General features: G+C 60.9%; 17 protein-coding genes. 5 read left to right on the top strand and 12 right to left on the bottom strand.

Annotated features, from left to right (window positions below; all coding sequences use genetic code 11):
* Positions 1-78: 78 nt before the first annotated feature.
* Positions 79-1,653, bottom strand: coding sequence for an SGNH/GDSL hydrolase family protein (locus tag HMPREF9697_RS17100; RefSeq protein ID WP_002718498.1), 1,575 nt, complete (start codon positions 1,651-1,653; stop codon positions 79-81).
* Positions 1,654-1,737: 84 nt separating this feature from the next.
* Complete coding sequence (locus HMPREF9697_RS17095; RefSeq protein WP_002718497.1) at positions 1,738-3,096, bottom strand: lytic murein transglycosylase; 1,359 nt, start codon at positions 3,094-3,096, stop codon at positions 1,738-1,740.
* A 292-nt stretch (positions 3,097-3,388) separates the two neighbouring features.
* On the opposite strand from HMPREF9697_RS17095, the gene galU reads away from it, so the two are divergent.
* Both galU and HMPREF9697_RS21060 read left to right on the top strand, forming a co-directional pair.
* On the top strand, positions 3,389-4,261 hold the full coding sequence (galU, locus tag HMPREF9697_RS17090; protein ID WP_040307998.1) for a UTP--glucose-1-phosphate uridylyltransferase GalU: 873 nt from the start codon (positions 3,389-3,391) through the stop codon (positions 4,259-4,261).
* Positions 4,262-4,475: 214 nt separating this feature from the next.
* Positions 4,476-5,183, top strand: coding sequence for a GIY-YIG nuclease family protein (locus HMPREF9697_RS21060; protein WP_002718495.1), 708 nt, complete (start codon positions 4,476-4,478; stop codon positions 5,181-5,183).
* 417 nt (positions 5,184-5,600) lie between these two features.
* Here HMPREF9697_RS21060 and HMPREF9697_RS17085 read toward each other — a convergent pair whose 3' ends face one another.
* Entirely contained in the window at positions 5,601-5,831 is a 231-nt protein-coding gene (locus tag HMPREF9697_RS17085) for a hypothetical protein (protein WP_002718494.1), read from the bottom strand.
* On the opposite strand from HMPREF9697_RS17085, the gene HMPREF9697_RS20595 reads away from it, so the two are divergent.
* Positions 5,830-6,003 carry a YegP family protein gene (locus tag HMPREF9697_RS20595; protein WP_081602561.1) on the top strand — a complete coding sequence of 58 codons (174 nt, stop codon included), beginning with the start codon at positions 5,830-5,832 and terminating at the stop codon, positions 6,001-6,003. The genes HMPREF9697_RS17085 and HMPREF9697_RS20595 overlap by 2 nt on opposite strands.
* A gap of 756 nt (positions 6,004-6,759) precedes the next feature.
* Here HMPREF9697_RS20595 and HMPREF9697_RS17080 read toward each other — a convergent pair.
* The 5 genes from HMPREF9697_RS17080 to HMPREF9697_RS17060 form a co-directional block, all read right to left on the bottom strand.
* Positions 6,760-6,993, bottom strand: a complete 234-nt coding sequence (locus HMPREF9697_RS17080) for a hypothetical protein (RefSeq protein ID WP_002718493.1) — start codon at positions 6,991-6,993, stop codon at positions 6,760-6,762.
* Positions 6,994-7,117: 124 nt separating this feature from the next.
* A complete protein-coding gene (locus tag HMPREF9697_RS17075) occupies positions 7,118-8,077 on the bottom strand; it encodes an ABC transporter substrate-binding protein (protein WP_051053994.1) in 960 nt (319 codons plus the stop codon).
* A 196-nt stretch (positions 8,078-8,273) separates the two neighbouring features.
* Positions 8,274-8,990 carry an SGNH/GDSL hydrolase family protein gene (locus tag HMPREF9697_RS17070; protein ID WP_244597810.1) on the bottom strand — a complete coding sequence of 239 codons (717 nt, stop codon included), beginning with the start codon at positions 8,988-8,990 and terminating at the stop codon, positions 8,274-8,276.
* A gap of 128 nt (positions 8,991-9,118) precedes the next feature.
* Entirely contained in the window at positions 9,119-10,600 is a 1,482-nt protein-coding gene (locus HMPREF9697_RS17065) for a sensor domain-containing diguanylate cyclase (protein WP_002718490.1), read from the bottom strand.
* A gap of 167 nt (positions 10,601-10,767) precedes the next feature.
* On the bottom strand, positions 10,768-12,381 hold the full coding sequence (locus tag HMPREF9697_RS17060; RefSeq protein WP_040307996.1) for an outer membrane beta-barrel protein: 1,614 nt from the start codon (positions 12,379-12,381) through the stop codon (positions 10,768-10,770).
* A gap of 218 nt (positions 12,382-12,599) precedes the next feature.
* Between HMPREF9697_RS17060 and HMPREF9697_RS17055 the strand changes: the two genes are divergently transcribed.
* Positions 12,600-13,610, top strand: coding sequence for a KpsF/GutQ family sugar-phosphate isomerase (locus HMPREF9697_RS17055; protein WP_002718488.1), 1,011 nt, complete (start codon positions 12,600-12,602; stop codon positions 13,608-13,610).
* A gap of 3 nt (positions 13,611-13,613) precedes the next feature.
* Here HMPREF9697_RS17055 and HMPREF9697_RS17050 read toward each other — a convergent pair whose 3' ends face one another.
* The 4 genes from HMPREF9697_RS17050 to HMPREF9697_RS17035 form a co-directional block, all read right to left on the bottom strand.
* Positions 13,614-14,057 (bottom strand): NfeD family protein, encoded by a 444-nt coding sequence (locus tag HMPREF9697_RS17050; protein ID WP_002718487.1) that lies wholly within the window; start codon positions 14,055-14,057, stop codon positions 13,614-13,616.
* A gap of 10 nt (positions 14,058-14,067) precedes the next feature.
* Complete coding sequence (locus HMPREF9697_RS17045) at positions 14,068-15,057, bottom strand: SPFH domain-containing protein (RefSeq protein WP_002718486.1); 990 nt, start codon at positions 15,055-15,057, stop codon at positions 14,068-14,070.
* A 126-nt stretch (positions 15,058-15,183) separates the two neighbouring features.
* Complete coding sequence (gene hemH, locus HMPREF9697_RS17040) at positions 15,184-16,203, bottom strand: ferrochelatase (protein ID WP_002718485.1); 1,020 nt, start codon at positions 16,201-16,203, stop codon at positions 15,184-15,186.
* A gap of 70 nt (positions 16,204-16,273) precedes the next feature.
* On the bottom strand, positions 16,274-18,376 hold the full coding sequence (locus HMPREF9697_RS17035) for a M3 family metallopeptidase (protein WP_002718484.1): 2,103 nt from the start codon (positions 18,374-18,376) through the stop codon (positions 16,274-16,276).
* Positions 18,377-18,504: 128 nt separating this feature from the next.
* Between HMPREF9697_RS17035 and HMPREF9697_RS17030 the strand changes: the two genes are divergently transcribed.
* Positions 18,505-18,765, top strand: coding sequence for a hypothetical protein (locus HMPREF9697_RS17030; protein ID WP_002718483.1), 261 nt, complete (start codon positions 18,505-18,507; stop codon positions 18,763-18,765).
* Positions 18,766-18,823 lie beyond the last annotated feature (58 nt).

The raw sequence follows: 18,823 nt of genomic DNA, 5'->3' as shown, positions 1-18,823 counted from the left end.
GAAATGGGATTGATCGCGCAGGCACATCACAGACGCACGCGCAAGTTCCGTCGCGGAGCGATATTTTTTGCGAAGAAATCAGCGGAAGAAAAAGAATCCAGAGCTCGCGGCCGATGGCGCGATGGTGCGCGGACGTTGTTGCGCCCGGCCCCAGTCGAACGGATTGTTCGAAGCCGCCTGCGGCGCGCGCTTCTTCGGTTTCGGCGCCGCCGGTTTCTCACCACTGAGAACGGCGACACTGTCCTTGCCCGCGGGCGTCGGAGGCGCTTCAAGCTTGCCGATCTCGCGGCGCGGCCAGATGAAATCGTCGGCACGCCCCGCGGGAGCGTTCAGGGCCTCGCCCTTCATCAGCGCGCGCGCCGCCAGCGCATCGACCGCCGCGGGCCGCGAGCCTGCGCCGCCGAGCAGTTGATCGGTACCGACGGATGACGCCACCAGCGGCACCACCGGTCCCATTATCGGGCGCGGCCCGGCATCGCCCGGCTTGATGCTGACACTGTTGTCCGGCGCTTCGTTCGGCAGCGACAATGGCGCGGAACGCGCGGCCAGCACACGGCGGATTTCGCGCTCGGTGTAATGGGCGAGCTTGCGCGCACCCGCCTTGGTGAAGAACACGCCGTCATAAGAGCGCAGGCGGCGGATCTGGCCCTCGAAGTCCGGGCCCTGCTGGATGTAGCGGCCGCCGTCATCGACGAAGCCATCCCAGACATCGACATAGGTGATGCCCGCCTTGCCGGCGGCGTCGCGATACAGCGCATCGAGGAACAGCATGTCGGAGGTCGATTTGGTGCCGCGCACGGCCGGCAGGCCAACCCACAGCACCGGCGCGCCCTTGGCCTTCAGGATGCCGATCAGTTCCTCGATCTTGCGATTGTAGAGCTCGACCCAGCGCGGATCGCGGAAGTTGGCGATGCCGTTGGCGGCAGGCGCGGTCTTCTCCGGGGGCGCGGCGTCTTCCTCGTCTTCGGAATTGGCGGCCTCTGGCTGTGCGGCCGCGCCGTCGTCAGGCTTATTCGCGTCGGCCTTGTTCGAATCCGCCTTGCCGTCCTTCTCCTTCGCGCCCTTCTTTCCCGTTTTCTTGTCGGTCTTCTCGACCTTCTCGTGAATCGGGATGCGGTCGTGCAGGCCGAGCATCACCACGATCACGTCCGGGTGCTCGCTGGCGAGAATTTCCTTCGCGGCCGCCGCCCAGTCCGACGGCTCGCCCTTGGGCTGATACCGGATCAGGCCGGAAACGGTCTTGGCCTTGCGGACGACGCCAAGCTCCGGCGTCTCGGACAGCGCGTCCTCGAGGCCATAGGCGAGCCAGTCCGCCATCGCATCGCCGATCACCAGCACGTTCTGCTCGGCCGCGGTCTCGCGCTTCTCCGGCGCAGGCGGGTGGGAATAGTCGACGCGCGGCTGTTGCGGTTGCTGCTGCGGGGGCGCGCGATCGCCGAAAAAGCCGCCGCCACCATCACGAAAGGATGGAAAAAACCCGCCGCCCCCGCCTTGGGGAACGCCGCGCGGCGGCACCGGCCTGCGATTGCCGAAGCCGAAATCGAACAATTGCGCGGAGGCCGGCGCGGCCATGGCGAACACCAGCAGGCCCGCGACCGCAAAAGCCGCAAGCACCGCGCTTTCGCGCCGGATGTATCGCCACCAATGTCGCATCGCGTGTTCAGCCGGGTTCCGATGGGAACGCCTTTATACTAGCTGAATCCGGCCCGAAAAGGGGCGATTGAAGCGTTATTCGCCTCAGTTCACCCGCAGCCGACTGAGCGCATCCGAGGAGGCAAAGCCGTCCGCCGGGGTGCCGATCGAGGCCTGGTACGAGCGCAGCGCCTGCCGGGTCGCGCTCCCGAGCTGGCCATCCGGTTCGCCCTGATAGAAGCCCCGCCGCGCCAGCAATTGCTGCAGCTCCAGCCGTTCGGCACGGCTGAGCACCCGCTCGGAGCGCGGCCAGGACTGCACGAACGGCCCGCCGCCGCGCAGCCGGTCGGCGAAATGGCCGATGGCGAGCGCGTAGGATTCAGCCGGATTGTAGCGCAGGATGGCGCGGAAATTCTGCAGCATCAGGAAGCCGGGCCCCTGCGCGCCCGCGGGCATCAGCAGGAAGGCGTGGTCGCCCGGACGCGGAAACGCCTGACCGTTCGCGCGGCGCATGCCGAGCCGCTCCCACTGTGCAACCGTGAGAGACTTGGAGCGGTCGGCCATCATGTAGTCAAAGCCCTGCGGCACCGCGACCTCGTAGCCCCAGCCCTGCCCCGGCTGCCAGCCGTCGGTCTTGAGCTTGTTGGCGGTGGAGGCAATCAGGTCGGCGACGTTTCTCACGGCATCGCGCCGCCCGTCGCCATCGAAATCGACCGCGAAGCGCTTGTAGACCGTCGGCATGAACTGGGTCGGGCCGAACGCGCCGGCCCATGAGCCGACCATCTCGTCCGGCGTCAGATCCCCGCGATTGAGAATTTCCAGCGCGGCGAGAAACTCGCCGCGGAAATAGTTCTGGCGGCGGCCGATACAGGCGAGCGTCGCGGTGGAATTGAGCACGCTGCGGTCGCCGCCCTGCGTCGAGTAGTTCGACTCCACGCCCCAGATCGAAGCAATGATGTAGCGGTCGACGCCGTAAGCACGCTCGACCGCATCGAACTGCGCCTTGTACTGCGCGAGAATCTCGCGGCCGCGTGCGATGCGCGCATCCGTCACCAGCACATCGAGATAGTCCCATACCGACTTGGTGAATTCGGGCTGCGAATCCATGAAGTCCATGATCTTGAGATCGGGCTCGAGGTTCGCGGTGAAGCGCTGGAAGTTCGCCTGCGTGACGCCACGGCGCGCAGCCTCCGGTCCCATCGACGCGACGCAGGATTTGAAATTCGCAGCAGCGCTGCGGATTGCGGACGCGGTCATCTCCGGCGAGCCGGAAGCGCCGTCCTGCCCGCTCCATTCCTTTGAGGATGCGCGGCGCACGGGTGGCGCGGATTGCGGGATCGAGCCGGTGAGCTCAGTGCGCGGCGACAGGGCCTGCTCGGTCATGCAGGCCGACAAAGGCAGCGACAGTGCACCCAAAGCAAGACCACCCGCCAAACCGCGCTTTATTGTCACCGACACTGCCATGAAAGTCCTTCCCGTCTCGTCAGGCTATCAGGCCCGGATACGGTTTCCACACCCTTAACATAGGGCCCTTTTCAGCATGATTGAGGCCCGCATGCGCCAATAACCCGCATGCGAAAGCCCAAAACATCTCGTCGCGAATCGCCGTCCGCGGCTTTTAAGCAAACCTCTTAAGCACTTGCCCATTTGCTGCCTTTGTTATCGGCTGCAAACAGGATACTGAGGCGGATTGACTGTTCCCGGCGCGAGCCCTCGCGCCTGCCGCCTTTTCATCGTGTCGAACCAAAAGAGTCCCATGAAAATCCGCAAAGCCGTATTTCCCGTCGCCGGTCTTGGAACCCGTTTTCTTCCCGCCACCAAGGCGATGCCGAAGGAGATGCTGACCGTGGTGGACCGCCCGCTGATTCAGCATGTGGTGGACGAAGCGCTGGAAGCCGGCATCGAACACCTTGTGTTCGTCACGGGCCGCAACAAGGGCGTGATCGAGGACCACTTCGACCGCCCCTACGAGCTGGAAGACACGCTGGAGAGCCGCGAGAAGAAGAAAGAGCTCGCGATCCTCGAGCGCGACCAGCCGGAAGCGGGCACCACCTCGTTCACGCGCCAGCAGGCGCCGCTCGGCCTCGGCCATGCGGTCTGGTGCGCGCGCGACATCGTCGGCAACGAGCCGTTCGCAGTTTTGCTGCCGGACGTGCTGGTGAAAAACAAGCCGAGCGGCCTGAAGCAGATGATCGACGCCGCCAACGCGGCGGGCGCGGACAAGGCCAACATCATCGCGGTGGAGGAAGTGCCGATGGAGCACGTCCACATGTACGGCGTGGTCGGCGTCGGCAAGAGCAAGGGCGACCTGTTTGAACTGAACGGCATGGTCGAGAAGCCGAAGAAGGAGGTTGCGCCCTCAAACCTCTCGATCACAGGCCGCTACATCCTGCAGCCGGAGATCTTCAACATCCTGGAGACGCAGGAACGCGGCGCGGGCGGCGAAATCCAGTTGACCGACGCGATGCTCGCGCTCGCGGGCAAGCAGCCATTTTATGGATTCAAGTTCAAGGGCAAGAGCTACGACTGCGGCTCGAAGTCAGGCTTCCTCGCCGCCAACATCGCCTACGCCATGGACCGCGAGGAACTGCGCGGCGATTTGCTCAGCGAGATGAAGAAGTATGTGTGAGGGCTAACAAGCCACCCACATCATCGATCGTTATCTCCGGGTTTTGTCCCGGTGATCCATGGCTTCATCTATTACCTTAAGACTGGATGGCCGGGTCAACCTCGGCCATGACGCTATCAGCACATGGACGAAACGGGTTAGGTGAAATCCGCGCCACCTGAACTAGTATTTCCAATAAGTACTTTTACACTCGTGATCATTCGAGGGTAAGCACATGACTTATTGGGTCTACGAGAACACAGCTCACAAGAAAGCTCGGATACACAAGGCCGATTGTAGTTTCTGCGGGGCAGGTCGAGGAATTCACGGCGGAGGAAAAACCATTTCCGGAAACTGGCATGGCCCTTTCCAAAATTTTAAAGCAGCCAGTGCGGCAGCCCATCAAACGAAACGGGATGACATCCGCACATGCAATCTTTGCATCGGTCACGGCTCGCCAATTTCCAGTAAATCGCTTGAAGTAAACGACCCCAGGATCAAAGTCTCTCCTTCGACTAACCGGAATAGCGAACGTGAATTAAAATGCTTACTCAGTTTGCGCTGGTCGCCCATAGGACGATTATCGTTGGACGATAATCGCCGCGTGAGGCTTCCCCCTGTTGAAGCAACGGCCGGGCTTTATAAATTCTCCGCCTGTTATCCTAACGGACGGCAAGCCAACTACATCGGAGAGAGCGACAATCTGCGTCGCCGTTTCGGGAATTATCGAAATCCCGGCCCAACGCAGCAAACTAGTCTCCGCATCAATGCTTGGCTTAAAAAGCTCCTCGACAACGGAGGCGGAGTAACCGTGGCAATAACACATATTACTTTATTCAACGGACAAACAGCCGACCTTTCCGAAAAAGCAGTGCGACGACTATTCGAAAATATGGCGATTGCGCTAGAACGCGCGGGCGACATCGAGAGTTTGAACAAATAATTTTTTAGAAGTTAGCATGTCGCTTCCAAAGTTTTCCGCTCCTCAAAATTGTTGAGTACGGAATCTTTTTACACTTGCACTATTTGCGGCGCTTTGGATTCGTGAAGGAATCACCGATACTTAGTTTAGCCACTCAGTTGCCAACTAATTGGTTTTCCTCGTTTTCCACCATATTTAGTGTTTGATTCAGTATTGAGTACTAATCCTTGACGGAGGTACAGAGTCGTCATCAAATGGCGTTGGAACGGTAAAGGCCACCGGGGTTGGATCCCGATGGCCCTCTGACCGAACCAAAACTGCATCAGACGGGCCAATGCAGTCAGGGCGGCGGTGCAAGCCGGATTAGAATCCCGGTAGCAGCTCTGGTCAAGGCCCACTTTGAACTATCCAAAGTGGAGGTTGACCATGTGTAACTCATCATAAATTCCAGCTTTTCCTTATGCGGTCGATGATCCCTGCAACGGGATTTGTGGGCACCGTTATTTTCGCAAATATCTCACCCTTGTATTTGGCCCAACTGATCGCCTTCAGGCGCTCTTTGGCCTCATCGGGGCTGCTTGCGACAATTTCTAGAGCCCACTCCGCATTCTCAAATCGGTACTCGAAAAGGTACCTCTCATAACTCTTAGTGCCCACGGAGGCATTCATGTTTTTCTTCCTCTATCGTGATCACGCAAACCAATGGCGTTGGACTTTGTACGCAGCCAATCAAAAGAAGATCGCCGACTCTGGCGAGGGCTACTGGAACAAAGCCGACTGTCAGCATGGGATCGATCTCGTTAAGTCGACCAACAGTGCTACACCGGTTTACGAAAAGTGAATCTTCGTAGTTAACGGAACCTTAAAGTCCGGCATACGCGCCGGACTTTTTTTTGTTTACATATTGACGTTACCTAGATCAAGGTATATATTCCTATCGCTTCATTCGTGAGGGGCGCTGTCCGGAGGCGTTCTTGAGAGCGGAGTGAAGCGCGGCGCCCGCGCGGCTCGTGACGCACACGGCCACCCGGGAGGCTGAGGTTGACCCGCCCGCTCCCACTACGGGGAGATGCCGCTTGCGGCGTGGGGCGGAACGGAGGACGCGGCGCGAAAGCGCCGACGATGCGCCGGCCTTGGCTTTGCCGCCATGTCCGCATCCCGTTCCAAGCCTGCGCGGATCCTCGGCCTTAAGGAGAACGCCGCAGCGGATGGCATTGGGCGGTTCGCCGCCCTGTGCATGTCCGCGCGTTGCGGGCGAAGTTTCTGCACTGGCCCGCAACGTCGATGGAGCGCCGCAAGGCGGTGCGCGCTTCGGCAACATGGCCCTCGCAAGGCCATGCGGAGCGCGGCGACAACGATGTTGCGCCTTGCGGCGCTCCATCTCCCCTCGCCTTCTAATTTGAGGTGCGAGGGATTTTGTGAAACTCACGCGCGGCGGCGCGGTGGGAGAATTGCGCGTGGGTTACTTTTGGCGCGAATGGCGCAGGCGCCACCTTTTAATTTGCACGAATGAGGCAAGCCTCAAGCGTGCCGCTGTTTGACAATCGAACCGGAATTGAAGGGCCGACTCAACCGCCGTTTTCATCCGGGACGATTCTCACTTCACGTCATACCCCGTGCGAGGCTTCTTCTTCATGTCAGTGGTCGTCGTCTTATCGGTGCTGTGCATCTTGTTGTAGCTGTCCATGGCACGGCGCGTTTCCGCATCGGGCCGCATTTTGACGGCGCCACGGCTCATGTCATCGGCATCGTGACGCAGGCGCATCTCCTGTGCGGACGCGAATGAGGTCGTGAGCACCAGCACAGAAGCGGCGAGAATGAACTTTTTCATCTCGATCTCCTTGGGCAACGCGCGGCTGAAAGGCCGCTCCGTAGTGAAACGTCCTTCGGATAACGGATCTCGCCGGATCGGGGTTCCGCTGCTGGTGCGAAGCAGGAATCGTCCAATCAGTCCTTCAGCTGCCGTTGCGGCTGCCAAGCTGCGGGATGAACATGTCGGACCATTTCTCCGGCCCGGTCTTGATGGTGCCGACGGCCTTCATGAAATCGGCGAAGTTCTTGACCTTGTCCGGCGTGGTCGTGAACCGCGTGTCCGGATCGCCGAGGATGGTCATCACATCCTCCTTGGACACCTTGGTCTTGGAGGAGCGGACAAAGATATCCGCCGCTTCCTCGCGGTGGTCGTGGATGAAGGCGTCTGCCTCGTCGAGCGCCGCCAGCATCGCCTCGGTGATCTTCGGGTTGGCGTCGACGAACTTCTTCGACGCATACACGACATCAAGGGTAATGTTGCCGATGTAATCCACCGAGCTCGCGACCTTGTGCACCTTCGGGTCCTTGAGTTCGAGATAGGAGAACGGCGGCGATGTGAAATGCGCGCTCACCTCCGAGCGGCCGGAGGTCAGCGCGATCAGCCCCTCTGGATGCGGCAGGCCGACGGTGAGCGGATCGAGCTTGGCGTAATTCGCGTCGCCGAATTGTTTCGCCGCCATCATCTGCAGCACCACCGCCGACAGCGAGGTCTTGATGCCCGGCAGCGCGATCTTGTCGCCGCTCTTGAAGTCGGCCAGGTTCTTGATCTGCGGGTTGTTGGTGTTGAGATAGAGCGAGGTCGCGCTCAGGGCGCTGATGCCGATCACCTCGCTGCGCGGAATGCCGCGCGCCTTCGACCACAGCGCCACGAAGGCCGGCGCGCCGGAGCCCGCGAAATCGAGCGAGCCTGCCATCATCGCGTCGTTGATGACGTTGCCGCCGTCGAGTACACGCCACTTCACCGTGACCTTGCCGAGGCCGGCTTTCTCCGCCTGCTTCTCCAGCAGCTTCTGGTCTTCCATCACGATCAACGGCAGATAGAGAATGCCGTACCCCTTCGAGATGGCGACCTCGGAGACTTCGGCGCGCGCGGGCGCGGTCATCCATGCCGAGGCAATAAGCGTTGTCGCAATGAGATGAAGGGCGATGCGGGAATGACGTACCACTGAAGCCTCCGGGGACTGATGCGAGCAGCGCAGGCCTGCCGCGCCGCTCATGATGCGATCTCTCGCCGCACGATGTTGTCCCACCCTGCGCGCGTTGACAAATACATTCATGCGCGCGCGGCGCGGAAAATGATTACTTCACAGCGGCCATGATGGCGCGCGCGAGCACCCGTCCGGTGCAGTCATAGGCATCGCCCGACATGTGCAGACCGTCGAACGCAGACAGGCTGACGATGGAGACACCCGCCTGCACCGTCTTGTGCAGCATGTCGAAGCGCGGCAGATACGCGACCTGATGCTCGCGCGCGACGGCGGCGATCGCCGCCTGCATCTTGGCGTAGTGCGTCGCGAGAATGACCGGCGTGTATTGCTGGTCCATCAGGATGACGTCGGCGCCGTGCGCGCGCAGCATGGCGACGCCCGACTCGATCTTGTGCTCGAGGCTTTCGCCTTTCTCGCCCCAGGTGAAATCGTTGCCGCCGATCTGCCAGATCACGAGATCGGGGTGATGGGCGAACACGTCGTGCTCGAAGCGCGCGATGTTGCCGGGAATCGTGTCGCCGTTGCGCCCGGAATTGATGATCTCGATCCGCAACGAAGGATCGAGCCGCAGCAGTTCGCTGCGCATCACGCCCGGATAGGTCTTCTCCTTGCGCACCATCCACAACCCGACGGTCGAGGACGAGCCGATGGCGACGATCCTCAAGGGCTGATGCGCTTTGATGATGTTCGCGGTGCGCGGCAACGGCGCGCCGAGCGACAGCCCCTCATTCACCGCAAGGCATGTTTCGGCCGGCGTCAATTCCGCGGCATGGCTCACCGCAGGCATCGTGGCGAGCGTAAGCGTCATGCATCCGTGGACAATGATCAGGAATCGAAAGGCGGAAACCATCGCTACAGTCTAGCAGCGGATGCTGCGCGATAGGCTGGTTTCTGCGGGCTTGCTCACAAGGGAATGTGATCCGCCGCGTAAAACGTTCAGGCGGCGACCGTCGCCATTTCGTCGTCTATCGCCATGCAGCGGTTTCGGCCCTGCTCCTTGGCCTGATACAGCGCCTTGTCAGCCGCCGCGATCAGGTCCTTCGGCGAACCCGCCATGTCGGGGACGAGACAGGCCACGCCGATCGACACCGTGGTGGCCCATTTATCGGCCGAGAGGTCTTCAACGCGCTTGCGGATACCCTCGGCGAGCTTGAGCGCACCGGCGAGCTCCGTGTTCGGCAGCAGCAGCACAAATTCCTCGCCACCGTAACGCGCCGCGCAATCCGATGGCCGTTTGGCCGCAGCGGCGATGCACTCCGCGATCCGGGTCAACAGCTGATCGCCCGCCTGGTGGCCATAGAGGTCGTTGAACGCCTTGAAATGGTCGGCGTCGATCATCAGCAGCGACAGCGGCAGTTTCTGCCAGCCACGCCGCCATTCATCGAGAACCCGCTCGTCGAACTTGCGGCGATTATCGATCCCGGTCAGTCCGTCGGTGGTCGCAAGCTGCGACAGCCGCTTCTCGGCAACCGCGCGTCGCGCAATCTCACGGTTGAGAAACAGCGTCGCGCCGATGGCAAAGATCGACAGGATCAGGATCAACCCACCGATAATAAGCGTCTGGGTCCACCATGTGCCGTAAATACTGGCCAACGACTTTCCGACTACCACGACCAGCGGGCGCTCACTGTTCTGCCAGACGTACAGACGCTCGATGGAATCGACGTCGCTGCGAACCTTCTCCGAACCGCTCGGCGTTTCGAGGATGCGGCGGACGCCCGCCTTGGCTCCGATATTCTTGCCGATCACATTGGTATCGAACGGCTGGCGCATCATCACCACGCCATCACGCCGGAAGATGGTGACGCTGTCCTCGGAGGCGAATGTCAGTTTCCCGAACAGGTCATGAAAATAACTGTAGCGCAGCGAGCCGACGACAACGCCCTGAAAGCTTCCATCGTAACCGGTGATGCGGCGGCTTAGGACCACTCCGAATGCGTTTCGATAAAACGAAGGGACACCGATATAGAGCCCGGCCTCCGGATCGTCGCGATGAACCTTGAAATACTCTTCGCCAGCGCGATTTTCCTGAGCAGGATGCAACGTGCTGGAGTCCAGTTTCAAATTGCCAGCCGCGTCGAACACCTGAATCGTGCCGTAATATTGTGCGGTCGCCGCATGGTCGAACAGGATCAGATGCAGGATCGGCAGACTGATGCGCTGCGTATCGAGCTCCACCATGTTGTTGACGACATTGCGCAGCGACAGATCGTAGACCTCGAGATTGCGGTTGAGGTCAGCATCGATCGTAGCAGCGAGGTTCTCGGAAGACTGTCTGGCGAGCGCCTCCTTGCTGACGCGCATGTCGAGCAACACGCTGGCGCAGATCATCATGAATGCCAGCGTCACGAGTACGGATACGATTGTCAGGGCGCGTGGCGAAACTTGCCATAGCTTTGAACCCGTTCGATCGCGCATGACGTCCGTTGCCCTTTCCAGCATTAAAAAATGGTCGTACGTCGTAACTCTTGCCGGAATCCTTACGTAGTCAACCGCTACCAGAGGCGGTTAATGCCGGGTTTCGAGAAGCGGCATTTCGTTCAGAATAGAACCGGGAACCAGCTGAAAAACCATTGAATGAGATGCTAGCGCTGCACGCGAACGCCGAGCATCACGATGGTCTGGTTCGAATCTGCGCCTGAATCGTTGCTGACCAGCCAATCGTGGCGCACGCTGCCCTTGATCGCGAAGGTGCGCGTGAGCTTGTAGATCAGATCAGCTTGCGCGAAATAGCGCTTGTCCTGACGCGAATCATAGCTCGCAGTGCCGTATCCGAACCTGGCCGTACCGATCAGCCAGCGGCGGAAGGCATGATCGACCTGAACGCTATAATCGCGCGACAACGAGCCGGAGACCCCCGGCAGAGTAGTTTCATCGATGGACGAGGCCGCCGCGAACCGCACGGTCGTCAGGCCGGTCGCGGTCCACACCAGCGAAGCGCTGGTCAACAATCCATCAAGTCGTTTCAGGCGTGGATCCTGATACTCGCGCAGACCATAGCCGACGGCGAATTCGCCGGTGAGAAGCCGCGAGAACTCGAAGCTCGTGCCGCCTTTGAGATAACCGCCGTTGGAATCGCGCTCATAGCCGTAGCGATCCATTCGCAGATCGTGCACGCGGGTATCGGCCTCGACCTCGACGAAAGGCTTCAGGCCCGGCATCAGGTCGTAGCTCAGTCGTGCCTGCGCGCCGTACTGATTGAAATTGCGATCGTCGTTGCTGGCCGAGGTTCCGTCGGTCAGCTTGGAATATTGATAGACGGTCCGGTCGACATTGCCGTTGACCTGAAGCTGCAGGCGATTGAAATCCTGCTCGACGCCGAGCGTGCCGCCGAAATTCGCATACACGGGATATTTCGATAGCCCCACCTGTGGGTTGGGGGTGGTGGGGTTGTCAGTTCCCACCCGCAATCGCAACGCAGATATGATGCGGGTGTCGCGCGTGACGTCGATGCGGCCCGTGAGCTTGCCGTCGACATCGGGACGATCGATGTTGACCGGCACGGAAGAATTGCCGGCGTCTGCCGGAAATGTTGTGCCGTAACCCGTGAACGAACCGCGCAGGTCGAGGTTGAGCGCATGGCGCGTCCAGTCTGATGTCGCCTGCAGTTCGGGCGCGATCCTGTAAAACGCCGACCCTTGCGGCTGCGCAAAGCGGCCCGGGTTAGTGTCGTAGCCTCCCGAGACCTCGACTGCCTCTTTCACGAGGAATCCGCCGACATAATTGCCGACCTGTCCGAACGGATCGCCGTCAATCTTGAGCTTTCGGCGCGGCGGCGCGCCCTCAGCAATACCCGCGAACGAGGGCGACACTGGCGGCACCACACGCGGCGCCTGTAGCGGGGGATTCGGCGAATTACCGGGACCGACGAATTTCGGCTTCGGCGTGCCGGGATAAGGCTTCGTCTTTCGCTTGCGGTTCAGCGAGTCATAGCCGGTGTCGGCCGCGCCCGACGCCGGCGGATTGCCGTAGGTTGCGGGCACACCTGTCGCCGGATCGATAGCGTTGACCGAGCGCAGCGGCGAATCCTGCGCCGGCGCGAACCCGCCGATCGAAGGCGTCAGCATCGAAGACGTCAGAGCCTGAGCTAAACAGGGGCTGGAAAGAAAGGTCGCGCCCAGCAGGGCACAGGTCCACGCCACGCACGAACCACGCACGCGGTGACCTCGCCACTCCCTGGCCCCATGCCCAAAGGGCATTTCCAAACCTTCCCGACAGAGCCGAAAACACAACAACTGCAAATACTTGCAGCACAAAAGGCACGGCGCCCCGGTGCGGAACGCCGTTAACAGAGTTAAAACAACTATGGTTAATGAGCCGTTGAAGACGCCCTGTTCCGGATCGCCGGATGTGATTGAGCGTGCTAAAGAAAACACTCGGCAGGCAGGATCGTCGCCCACCCTTTCGGACATCACGTATGGCTTCTTCCAAACCGCAGACAGCTCCCGTGTCAGTGGCCTCTCTTTCTCCCGCTATCGAATCCGCGCTGCGCACGCTGGCAGCGGAAGCGGATGGCGTTGCCGCGCTTGCAGCCGCACTACAGAACGGCCTTGGCGCACCTTTCGCCGCCGCCACCGATCTGATCCGCAATGCCAAGGGCCGCGTCATCGTCACCGGCCTCGGCAAGTCAGGACATATCGGCCGGAAAATCGCGGCGACGATGGCCTCCACCGGCACACCGGCTTTCTTCGTTCATGCCGCGGAAGCGAGCCACGGCGATCTCGGCATGATCACGCCCGATGATGTGATCATCGCGCTGTCGTGGTCCGGCGAGACGGCCGAACTGCGCAGCCTCATCAACTATTCCCGCCGCTTCCGCATCCGGTTGATCGCGTTGACCTCGGAAAGCGAATCCACACTCGGCGCCGCCGCCGACGTGGTGCTGACGCTGCCGAAAGCGCGCGAGGCCTGCCCGAACAATCTGGCGCCGACGACCTCCGCGCTGATGCAACTCGCCCTTGGCGATGCGCTAGCTATCGCGCTTCTGGAAGGCCGCGGTTTCTCCGCGACGGATTTCAGCGTGCTGCATCCCTCCGGAAAATTGGGTGCGATGCTGAAATTCGTCCGCGACCTGATGCACAAGGAGGCATCAGTCCCGGTCAAGCCGCTCGGCACTCCGATGTCGGAGGCGCTGTTTGAAATGACCTCGAAAGGTTTCGGCTGCGTCGCCATCGTCGATGGTCGTGGCGAGATCGCCGGGATCGTCACCGACGGCGACTTGCGGCGTCACATGCGGCCCGACCTGATGACCGCGACGGTCGACGAGGTGATGACGGCCAATCCCAAGACCATCGGCGACGACCTGCTCGCAGGCGAGGCGCTGGAAATCCTCAATGCCTCGAAAATCACGGCGCTGATCGTCACCAAGGGAAAGACGCCGGTCGGTATCCTGCACCTGCACGACCTGCTGCGTGCGGGCGTCGCCTGAGGCTTACGCCGGCCCGACGCGCAACCGCGCACCATCAGCAGTCTCGATTTTGACCTGCGTTCCGGCCTCGAGCGCCGGTCCTTCGACGCGCCAGACCGTGTCGCCTATCTTGACCGTGCCGACACCGTTGACGATCGCGGTATCGAGCGTCACCAACTGACCGACCAATTCCTGCGTGCGGCGATTGAGAAATTGATTATCCGCGCGATCGGAAGCACGCGCGGCGAAATGACGCCACAGCGGCACCATCGAAATCGCAAGCAAAGCAAAGCCGACGAGCTGCATCTGCCAGGAAATCGTCACGCCAAACGACAGGATGCCGACGATCAATGCGGCAAGACCCAGCCAGAACATGAAAACACCCGGCATGATGGTCTCTATACCCATCAGCACGACGCCGAGGATGAGCCAATTCCAGTTTCCGAGCGCAGACAACGTATCGAGCATGATAAGTTCCTCAGCCGAACGGCTTGGCCGGCGGTGTCGTGCCCGCGTTCGGCACGCTGGAGCGCCGCGCTGCGGCAGATGCCGAGCTCTCGCCGAACGTTGCCTTGGCAATTTCGCCGATGCCCGCCAATGAACCCAGAATGCCGGTCGCCTCGATCGGAATCATGATGACCTTCTGGTTCGGCGAATCCGCGATCTGTCCGAATGCCTTGATGTACTTGTCGGCGATAAAATAATTCAGGGATGCGACATCGCCCTTGGCGATGGCTTCGCTGACCATCTGTGTCGCTTTCGCTTCGGCTTCGGCGGAGCGCTCGCGCGCCTCGGCATCGCGGAATGCGGCTTCCTTGCGGCCTTCCGCCTGCAGGATTTGCGACTGCTTGGCACCTTCGGCTCGCAAAATCTCCGACTGACGCTGACCTTCGGCCTGCAGAATGTCGGCACGCTTGACGCGCTCGGCCTTCATCTGACGGCCCATCGCCTCGACGAGATCGGCGGGGGGCACGATGTCCTTGATCTCAATGCGGTTGACCTTCAACCCCCATGGTGAGACCGCCGCATCCACCACCCGCAACAGCCGCTCGTTGATCTCGTCACGATGCGACAGCACCTGATCGAGATCCATCGCGCCCATCACCGAGCGGATGTTGGTCATGGTCAGCGTGACGATGGCTTGATTGAGATTGGCGACCTCATAGCTTGCCTTGGCGGCGTCGAACACCTGAAAGAACGCGACGCCGTCCACCGTCACGGTGGCGTTGTCCTTGGTGATGACCTCCTGCTCCGGAATGTCGATCACCTGCTCCATCATGTTCACCCTGCGGCCAATCCGGTCGAAATACGGAACGATGATGTTGAGGCCGGGCTCCAATGTGCGGGTGTATTTTCCGAATCGCTCGACGGTCCAGTCGTATCCCTGATTGACGGTTTTAACCCCCGCAAACAGCGTGACGACCACGAGCAGCAGCAGCGCGATGGCGAAAATATCAAATCCGGACATCGTCCCTCCAAGGCCAGGCATATGACACATCCCGTCGGCGGCGCGGGACCATCATTGCACGCAGCCTATCACATTGTCCTTGCGGCAGCGTGACCGGTTCGATCACACGCAGCAAAGATAGAGGGATCAAATCCAGCCCTGCAACTCGCGCTGCACCAGTTGCCGGATCATCTCCATGCCGCCGTCGCTCTCGTTCAGGCATGGAATGAAGGAAAACTGCTCACCACCGGCATGGCGGAAAATCTCAGCATTTTCCTGCGCGATTTCCTCGAGCGTCTCAAGGCAATCGGCCGAGAAGCCCGGCGTGATGACGGCAATCCGCTTGACGCCTTCCTTCGCCAGTCGCTCCATCGTCTTGTCAGTATAGGGCTGCAGCCACGGATCGTAGCCAAAGCGCGACTGGAAGGTCAGAATCAGCCCCTTGTCGTCGAGGTTGAGGCGTTTGCGCAACGCTTCAACTGTCGCGACGCATTGCGCCTGATATGGGTCGCCCTTGTCGACATATTTCTGTGGCATGCCGTGAAACGACGCGACGATCACTTCCGGCTTGAAGGACAATGTCGCGAGCTGCACTTCGATCGAGTTCGCCAGCGCCTCGATATAGGCCGGCTCCTCGTAATAAGGAGGCGTGAAGCGCACGGTCGGCTGCGCGCGCATAGCCAGCAGCACCTCGGCGACCTTGTCGAACACCGTCGCGGTAGTCGCGGCGGAATATTGCGGATAGAGCGGTACCACCAGAATGCGGTCGCAGCCTTTAGCCGTTAAGCTATCAAAGCCGGACTGGATCGACGGATTGCCATAGCGCATGCCCCAATCAACGATCACGTTCTGCCCGGCAAGCATCGTATCGAGCTTGTCGGATTGCGCGCGCGTGATGGTCTTGAGCGGAGATTCATTCTGCTCGTTATTCCAGATCTTCAGATAATCCTTCGCCTTCTTGGCGGGCCGCACGCGCAGGATGATGCCGTTGAGCACCAGCTTCCAGAACAGCCCCTGATCCTCGATCACGCGCGGATCGGACAGGAATTCCTTCAGGTAGACGCGCAAGCCCTTGGCATCGGCAGTATCGGGCGTGCCGAGATTGACAAGCAGCACGCCGACGCGGCCGGCAGACGTTTCAGATTGGAGAGACTCGACGCTCGACATCAGCTTTTCCGGAAATGACCATCATCCAAAGCACGTCACACGCTCGGCGGCAATATCGCCGGGCATGAAGTCACGCCGCTTCGGATTCATCAAGCAGACCGCGCCCGCGCAGCAGCGCGTTGGGCTCCGGCTTGCGGCCGCGGAAGGCGACGTAGGCTTCCTCCGGATCGCGCGAACCGCCTGAGGAATAGATGTCGTCGTGCAACCGCTTGGCGACCTTCGGATCGAAGATGTCGCCCGCTTCCACGAAAGCACCGAAGGCGTCCGCATCCATCACCTCCGACCACATGTAGCTGTAATAGCCCGCCGCATAGTGATCACCGGAGAAGATGTGCCCGAACTGCTGCGGCCGATGGCGCATCGCAATCTCCGCAGGCATCCCGATCTTTTCTAACTCCTTCTTCTCGAACGCATGAACATCGGTGATCGAGGAAGCAGGCTGGGTATGGAATTCGAGGTCGAGCAGTGCAGAGGAGACAAATTCCACCGTGGCGAAGCCTTGGTTGAATTTGCGCGCGGCAAGGAAGCGCTTAAGCAGATCTTCGGGCAGCGGCTCATTCGTCTGGTAGTGGCGAGCGAACTTCTGCAGCACCTCGGGTCGCTCCTGCCAGTGCTCGTAGAGCTGGGAGGGCAGCTCAACGAAATCGGTAAAGACGCTGGTGCCTGACAACGACGGATAGATCACGTTCGACAGCATGCCATGCAGCGCATGGCCGAATTCATGAAACAGCGTGCGCGCGTCGTCGGGCGACAGCAGGCACGGCTGGTTCTCCGCGCCGCGCGAGAAATTCATGATATTGAGGATGACCGGATAGACTTCACCGTCGAGCCGTTCCTGATCACGCAGCGAGGTCATCCACGCGCCGGAGCGCTTCGAGGGACGCGCGAAGTAGTCGCCGTAGAACAGCGCCTTGTGACGGCCGCTCGCATCCTTCACCTCCCAGACGCGCACGTCCGGGTGCCATACCGGCACATCCTCGCGCTCGTTGAAGGTGAGACCGAACAGGCGGTGCGCCACGTCGAAAGCGGCATCGATCATGTTGTCGAGCGTAAGATAGGGCTTGATCGCAGCATCGTCGAAATTGGCGCGACGCTGGCGCAGCTTCTCGGCGTAGTAACGCCAGTCCCAGGCAGCAAATTTGAAGTTGCCACCCTCTTCCGTGATCAAATCCTGCAGCGCGTCGCGGTCCTTGAGTGCCTGCGCGCGCGCCGGCTTCCAGACCCGCTCCAGCAGGTCGCGGACATTTTGCGGCGTCTTCGCCATCGAATCCTCGAGGCTGTAGGCAGCAAAGCTGTCGTAGCCGAGCAGCTTGGCGGCTTCCTCACGCAGCTTCAGGATTTCCAGAATCGCGGCGTTGTTGTCGTGGCTGTTGCCGTTGTCGCCCCGCGCGGTGAAAGCCTTGTAGACCTTCTCGCGCAGATCGCGCCGGGTGGACGATTGCAAAAACGGCTCGACCGAGGAGCGCGACAGCGTCACCACCGCCTTGCCCTGCATGCCGCGTTCATCCGCGGCCGCCCGCGACGCCGCCACGAAGCTGTCGGACAGGCCGTCAAAATCGTTGTCGCCGAGTTCGAGGAACCAGTCCTGCTCGTCGCCGAGGAGATTGTGGCTGAACGTGGTCGCGAGATGAGCCAGCCGCTCGTTGATCGTCGCCATCCGGGCCTTGGCGGTCTCGCTCAGGCCCGCGCCCGAGCGGTGGAAATCGGTCCAGGTCCGGTCCAGGAGCCGCGCCTGCTCCGGCGTGAGCTTCAGCGCTGCGGCATTCTCACGCAGCTTCGCCAGCCGCGCATAGAGCTGCGCGTCCATCATGATCGGATTCCAGTGCCGCGCCTCCTCCAGCGCGATCTCGCTCTCGATCTCGAGCAGCTCCGGCGTCGAATTGGCACCAACCAGATCGTCGAACACAGCCGCGACGCGGGTCAGAAGCCGCCCCGAGCGCTCCCACGCCGCCACAGTGTTCTCGAAAGTCGGCTCGTCCTTGTTCGCCTTGATGGCGGCGATCTCGGCGTCATGCTCAGCGAAGGCCGCCGTGAAGGCCGGCTGGAAGTGACCCGGCAGGATTCGCTCGAAAGGCGGGGTCTCGAACGGCGTCTGCCATGCCTCAAGCAGCGGGTTGCCGCTGCCGCTCGGGGATTGAGTAACGGCGGACGGCGAAGCGGACGGTTTTGTCATGGGGACCCTGTTTTCAGCGATTTCTGCCCGGAACATATAGCATCGCGCGGGGTCTTTTTTAGGCCCTGAACGCTTGATTGCAGCGCCGATTTCGCAGACATTGCCGCCGCAAACGGAAAGAGACCTTCATGAGCGCCGAAAAAACCGAAGCCGGGACCAAGACCATCGCCTGGCCGAGCGTCATCACCGTCCTGAGCGCTGCGATCTTGATCGGCGCCGAGGTGTTTGGTGCGGCTTTCGCGGGCGGCTGGGCGCTGGCGATCCTGTTCGGGCTCGAAGACACCGGCGCGCACATCCTCCAGGTCATCCTGTTCGCCATCGGTGCAGCGATCATGGTCGGCTTCGTGCGCGGTGCGCGTCAGGTCGAGCCATTCACGCGTCGCGTCTGAGCGACCGAAGCACTGCGAACTACGGCGACAGTGTGATTTTCGTTAAGCAGTTTTAACA

This window comes from Afipia felis ATCC 53690, from assembly GCF_000314735.2.
GTDB lineage: Bacteria > Pseudomonadota > Alphaproteobacteria > Rhizobiales > Xanthobacteraceae > Afipia > Afipia felis.
Note: the sequence above shows the minus strand (reverse complement) of the source record. Positions and strands in the feature narration are given on the sequence as shown.

What these genes read in the sequence shown, in the direction of transcription:
- HMPREF9697_RS17060 (WP_040307996.1), bottom strand. Translation starts at nt 12,381, where the DNA reads ATGCCCTTTGGGCATGGGGCCAGGGAGTGGCGAGGTCACCGCGTGCGT.
- HMPREF9697_RS17055 (WP_002718488.1), top strand. Translation starts at nt 12,600, where the DNA reads ATGGCTTCTTCCAAACCGCAGACAGCTCCCGTGTCAGTGGCCTCTCTT.
- HMPREF9697_RS17045 (WP_002718486.1), bottom strand. Translation starts at nt 15,057, where the DNA reads ATGTCCGGATTTGATATTTTCGCCATCGCGCTGCTGCTGCTCGTGGTC.
- HMPREF9697_RS17035 (WP_002718484.1), bottom strand. Translation starts at nt 18,376, where the DNA reads ATGACAAAACCGTCCGCTTCGCCGTCCGCCGTTACTCAATCCCCGAGC.
- HMPREF9697_RS17100 (WP_002718498.1), bottom strand. Translation starts at nt 1,653, where the DNA reads ATGCGACATTGGTGGCGATACATCCGGCGCGAAAGCGCGGTGCTTGCG.
- HMPREF9697_RS17075 (WP_051053994.1), bottom strand. Translation starts at nt 8,077, where the DNA reads ATGACCGCGCCCGCGCGCGCCGAAGTCTCCGAGGTCGCCATCTCGAAG.
- hemH (WP_002718485.1), bottom strand. Translation starts at nt 16,203, where the DNA reads ATGTCGAGCGTCGAGTCTCTCCAATCTGAAACGTCTGCCGGCCGCGTC.
- galU (WP_040307998.1), top strand. Translation starts at nt 3,389, where the DNA reads ATGAAAATCCGCAAAGCCGTATTTCCCGTCGCCGGTCTTGGAACCCGT.
- HMPREF9697_RS17085 (WP_002718494.1), bottom strand. Translation starts at nt 5,831, where the DNA reads ATGAATGCCTCCGTGGGCACTAAGAGTTATGAGAGGTACCTTTTCGAG.
- HMPREF9697_RS17050 (WP_002718487.1), bottom strand. Translation starts at nt 14,057, where the DNA reads ATGCTCGATACGTTGTCTGCGCTCGGAAACTGGAATTGGCTCATCCTC.
- HMPREF9697_RS21060 (WP_002718495.1), top strand. Translation starts at nt 4,476, where the DNA reads ATGACTTATTGGGTCTACGAGAACACAGCTCACAAGAAAGCTCGGATA.
- HMPREF9697_RS20595 (WP_081602561.1), top strand. Translation starts at nt 5,830, where the DNA reads ATGTTTTTCTTCCTCTATCGTGATCACGCAAACCAATGGCGTTGGACT.
- HMPREF9697_RS17030 (WP_002718483.1), top strand. Translation starts at nt 18,505, where the DNA reads ATGAGCGCCGAAAAAACCGAAGCCGGGACCAAGACCATCGCCTGGCCG.
- HMPREF9697_RS17065 (WP_002718490.1), bottom strand. Translation starts at nt 10,600, where the DNA reads ATGCGCGATCGAACGGGTTCAAAGCTATGGCAAGTTTCGCCACGCGCC.
- HMPREF9697_RS17080 (WP_002718493.1), bottom strand. Translation starts at nt 6,993, where the DNA reads ATGAAAAAGTTCATTCTCGCCGCTTCTGTGCTGGTGCTCACGACCTCA.
- HMPREF9697_RS17070 (WP_244597810.1), bottom strand. Translation starts at nt 8,990, where the DNA reads ATGACGCTTACGCTCGCCACGATGCCTGCGGTGAGCCATGCCGCGGAA.
- HMPREF9697_RS17095 (WP_002718497.1), bottom strand. Translation starts at nt 3,096, where the DNA reads ATGGCAGTGTCGGTGACAATAAAGCGCGGTTTGGCGGGTGGTCTTGCT.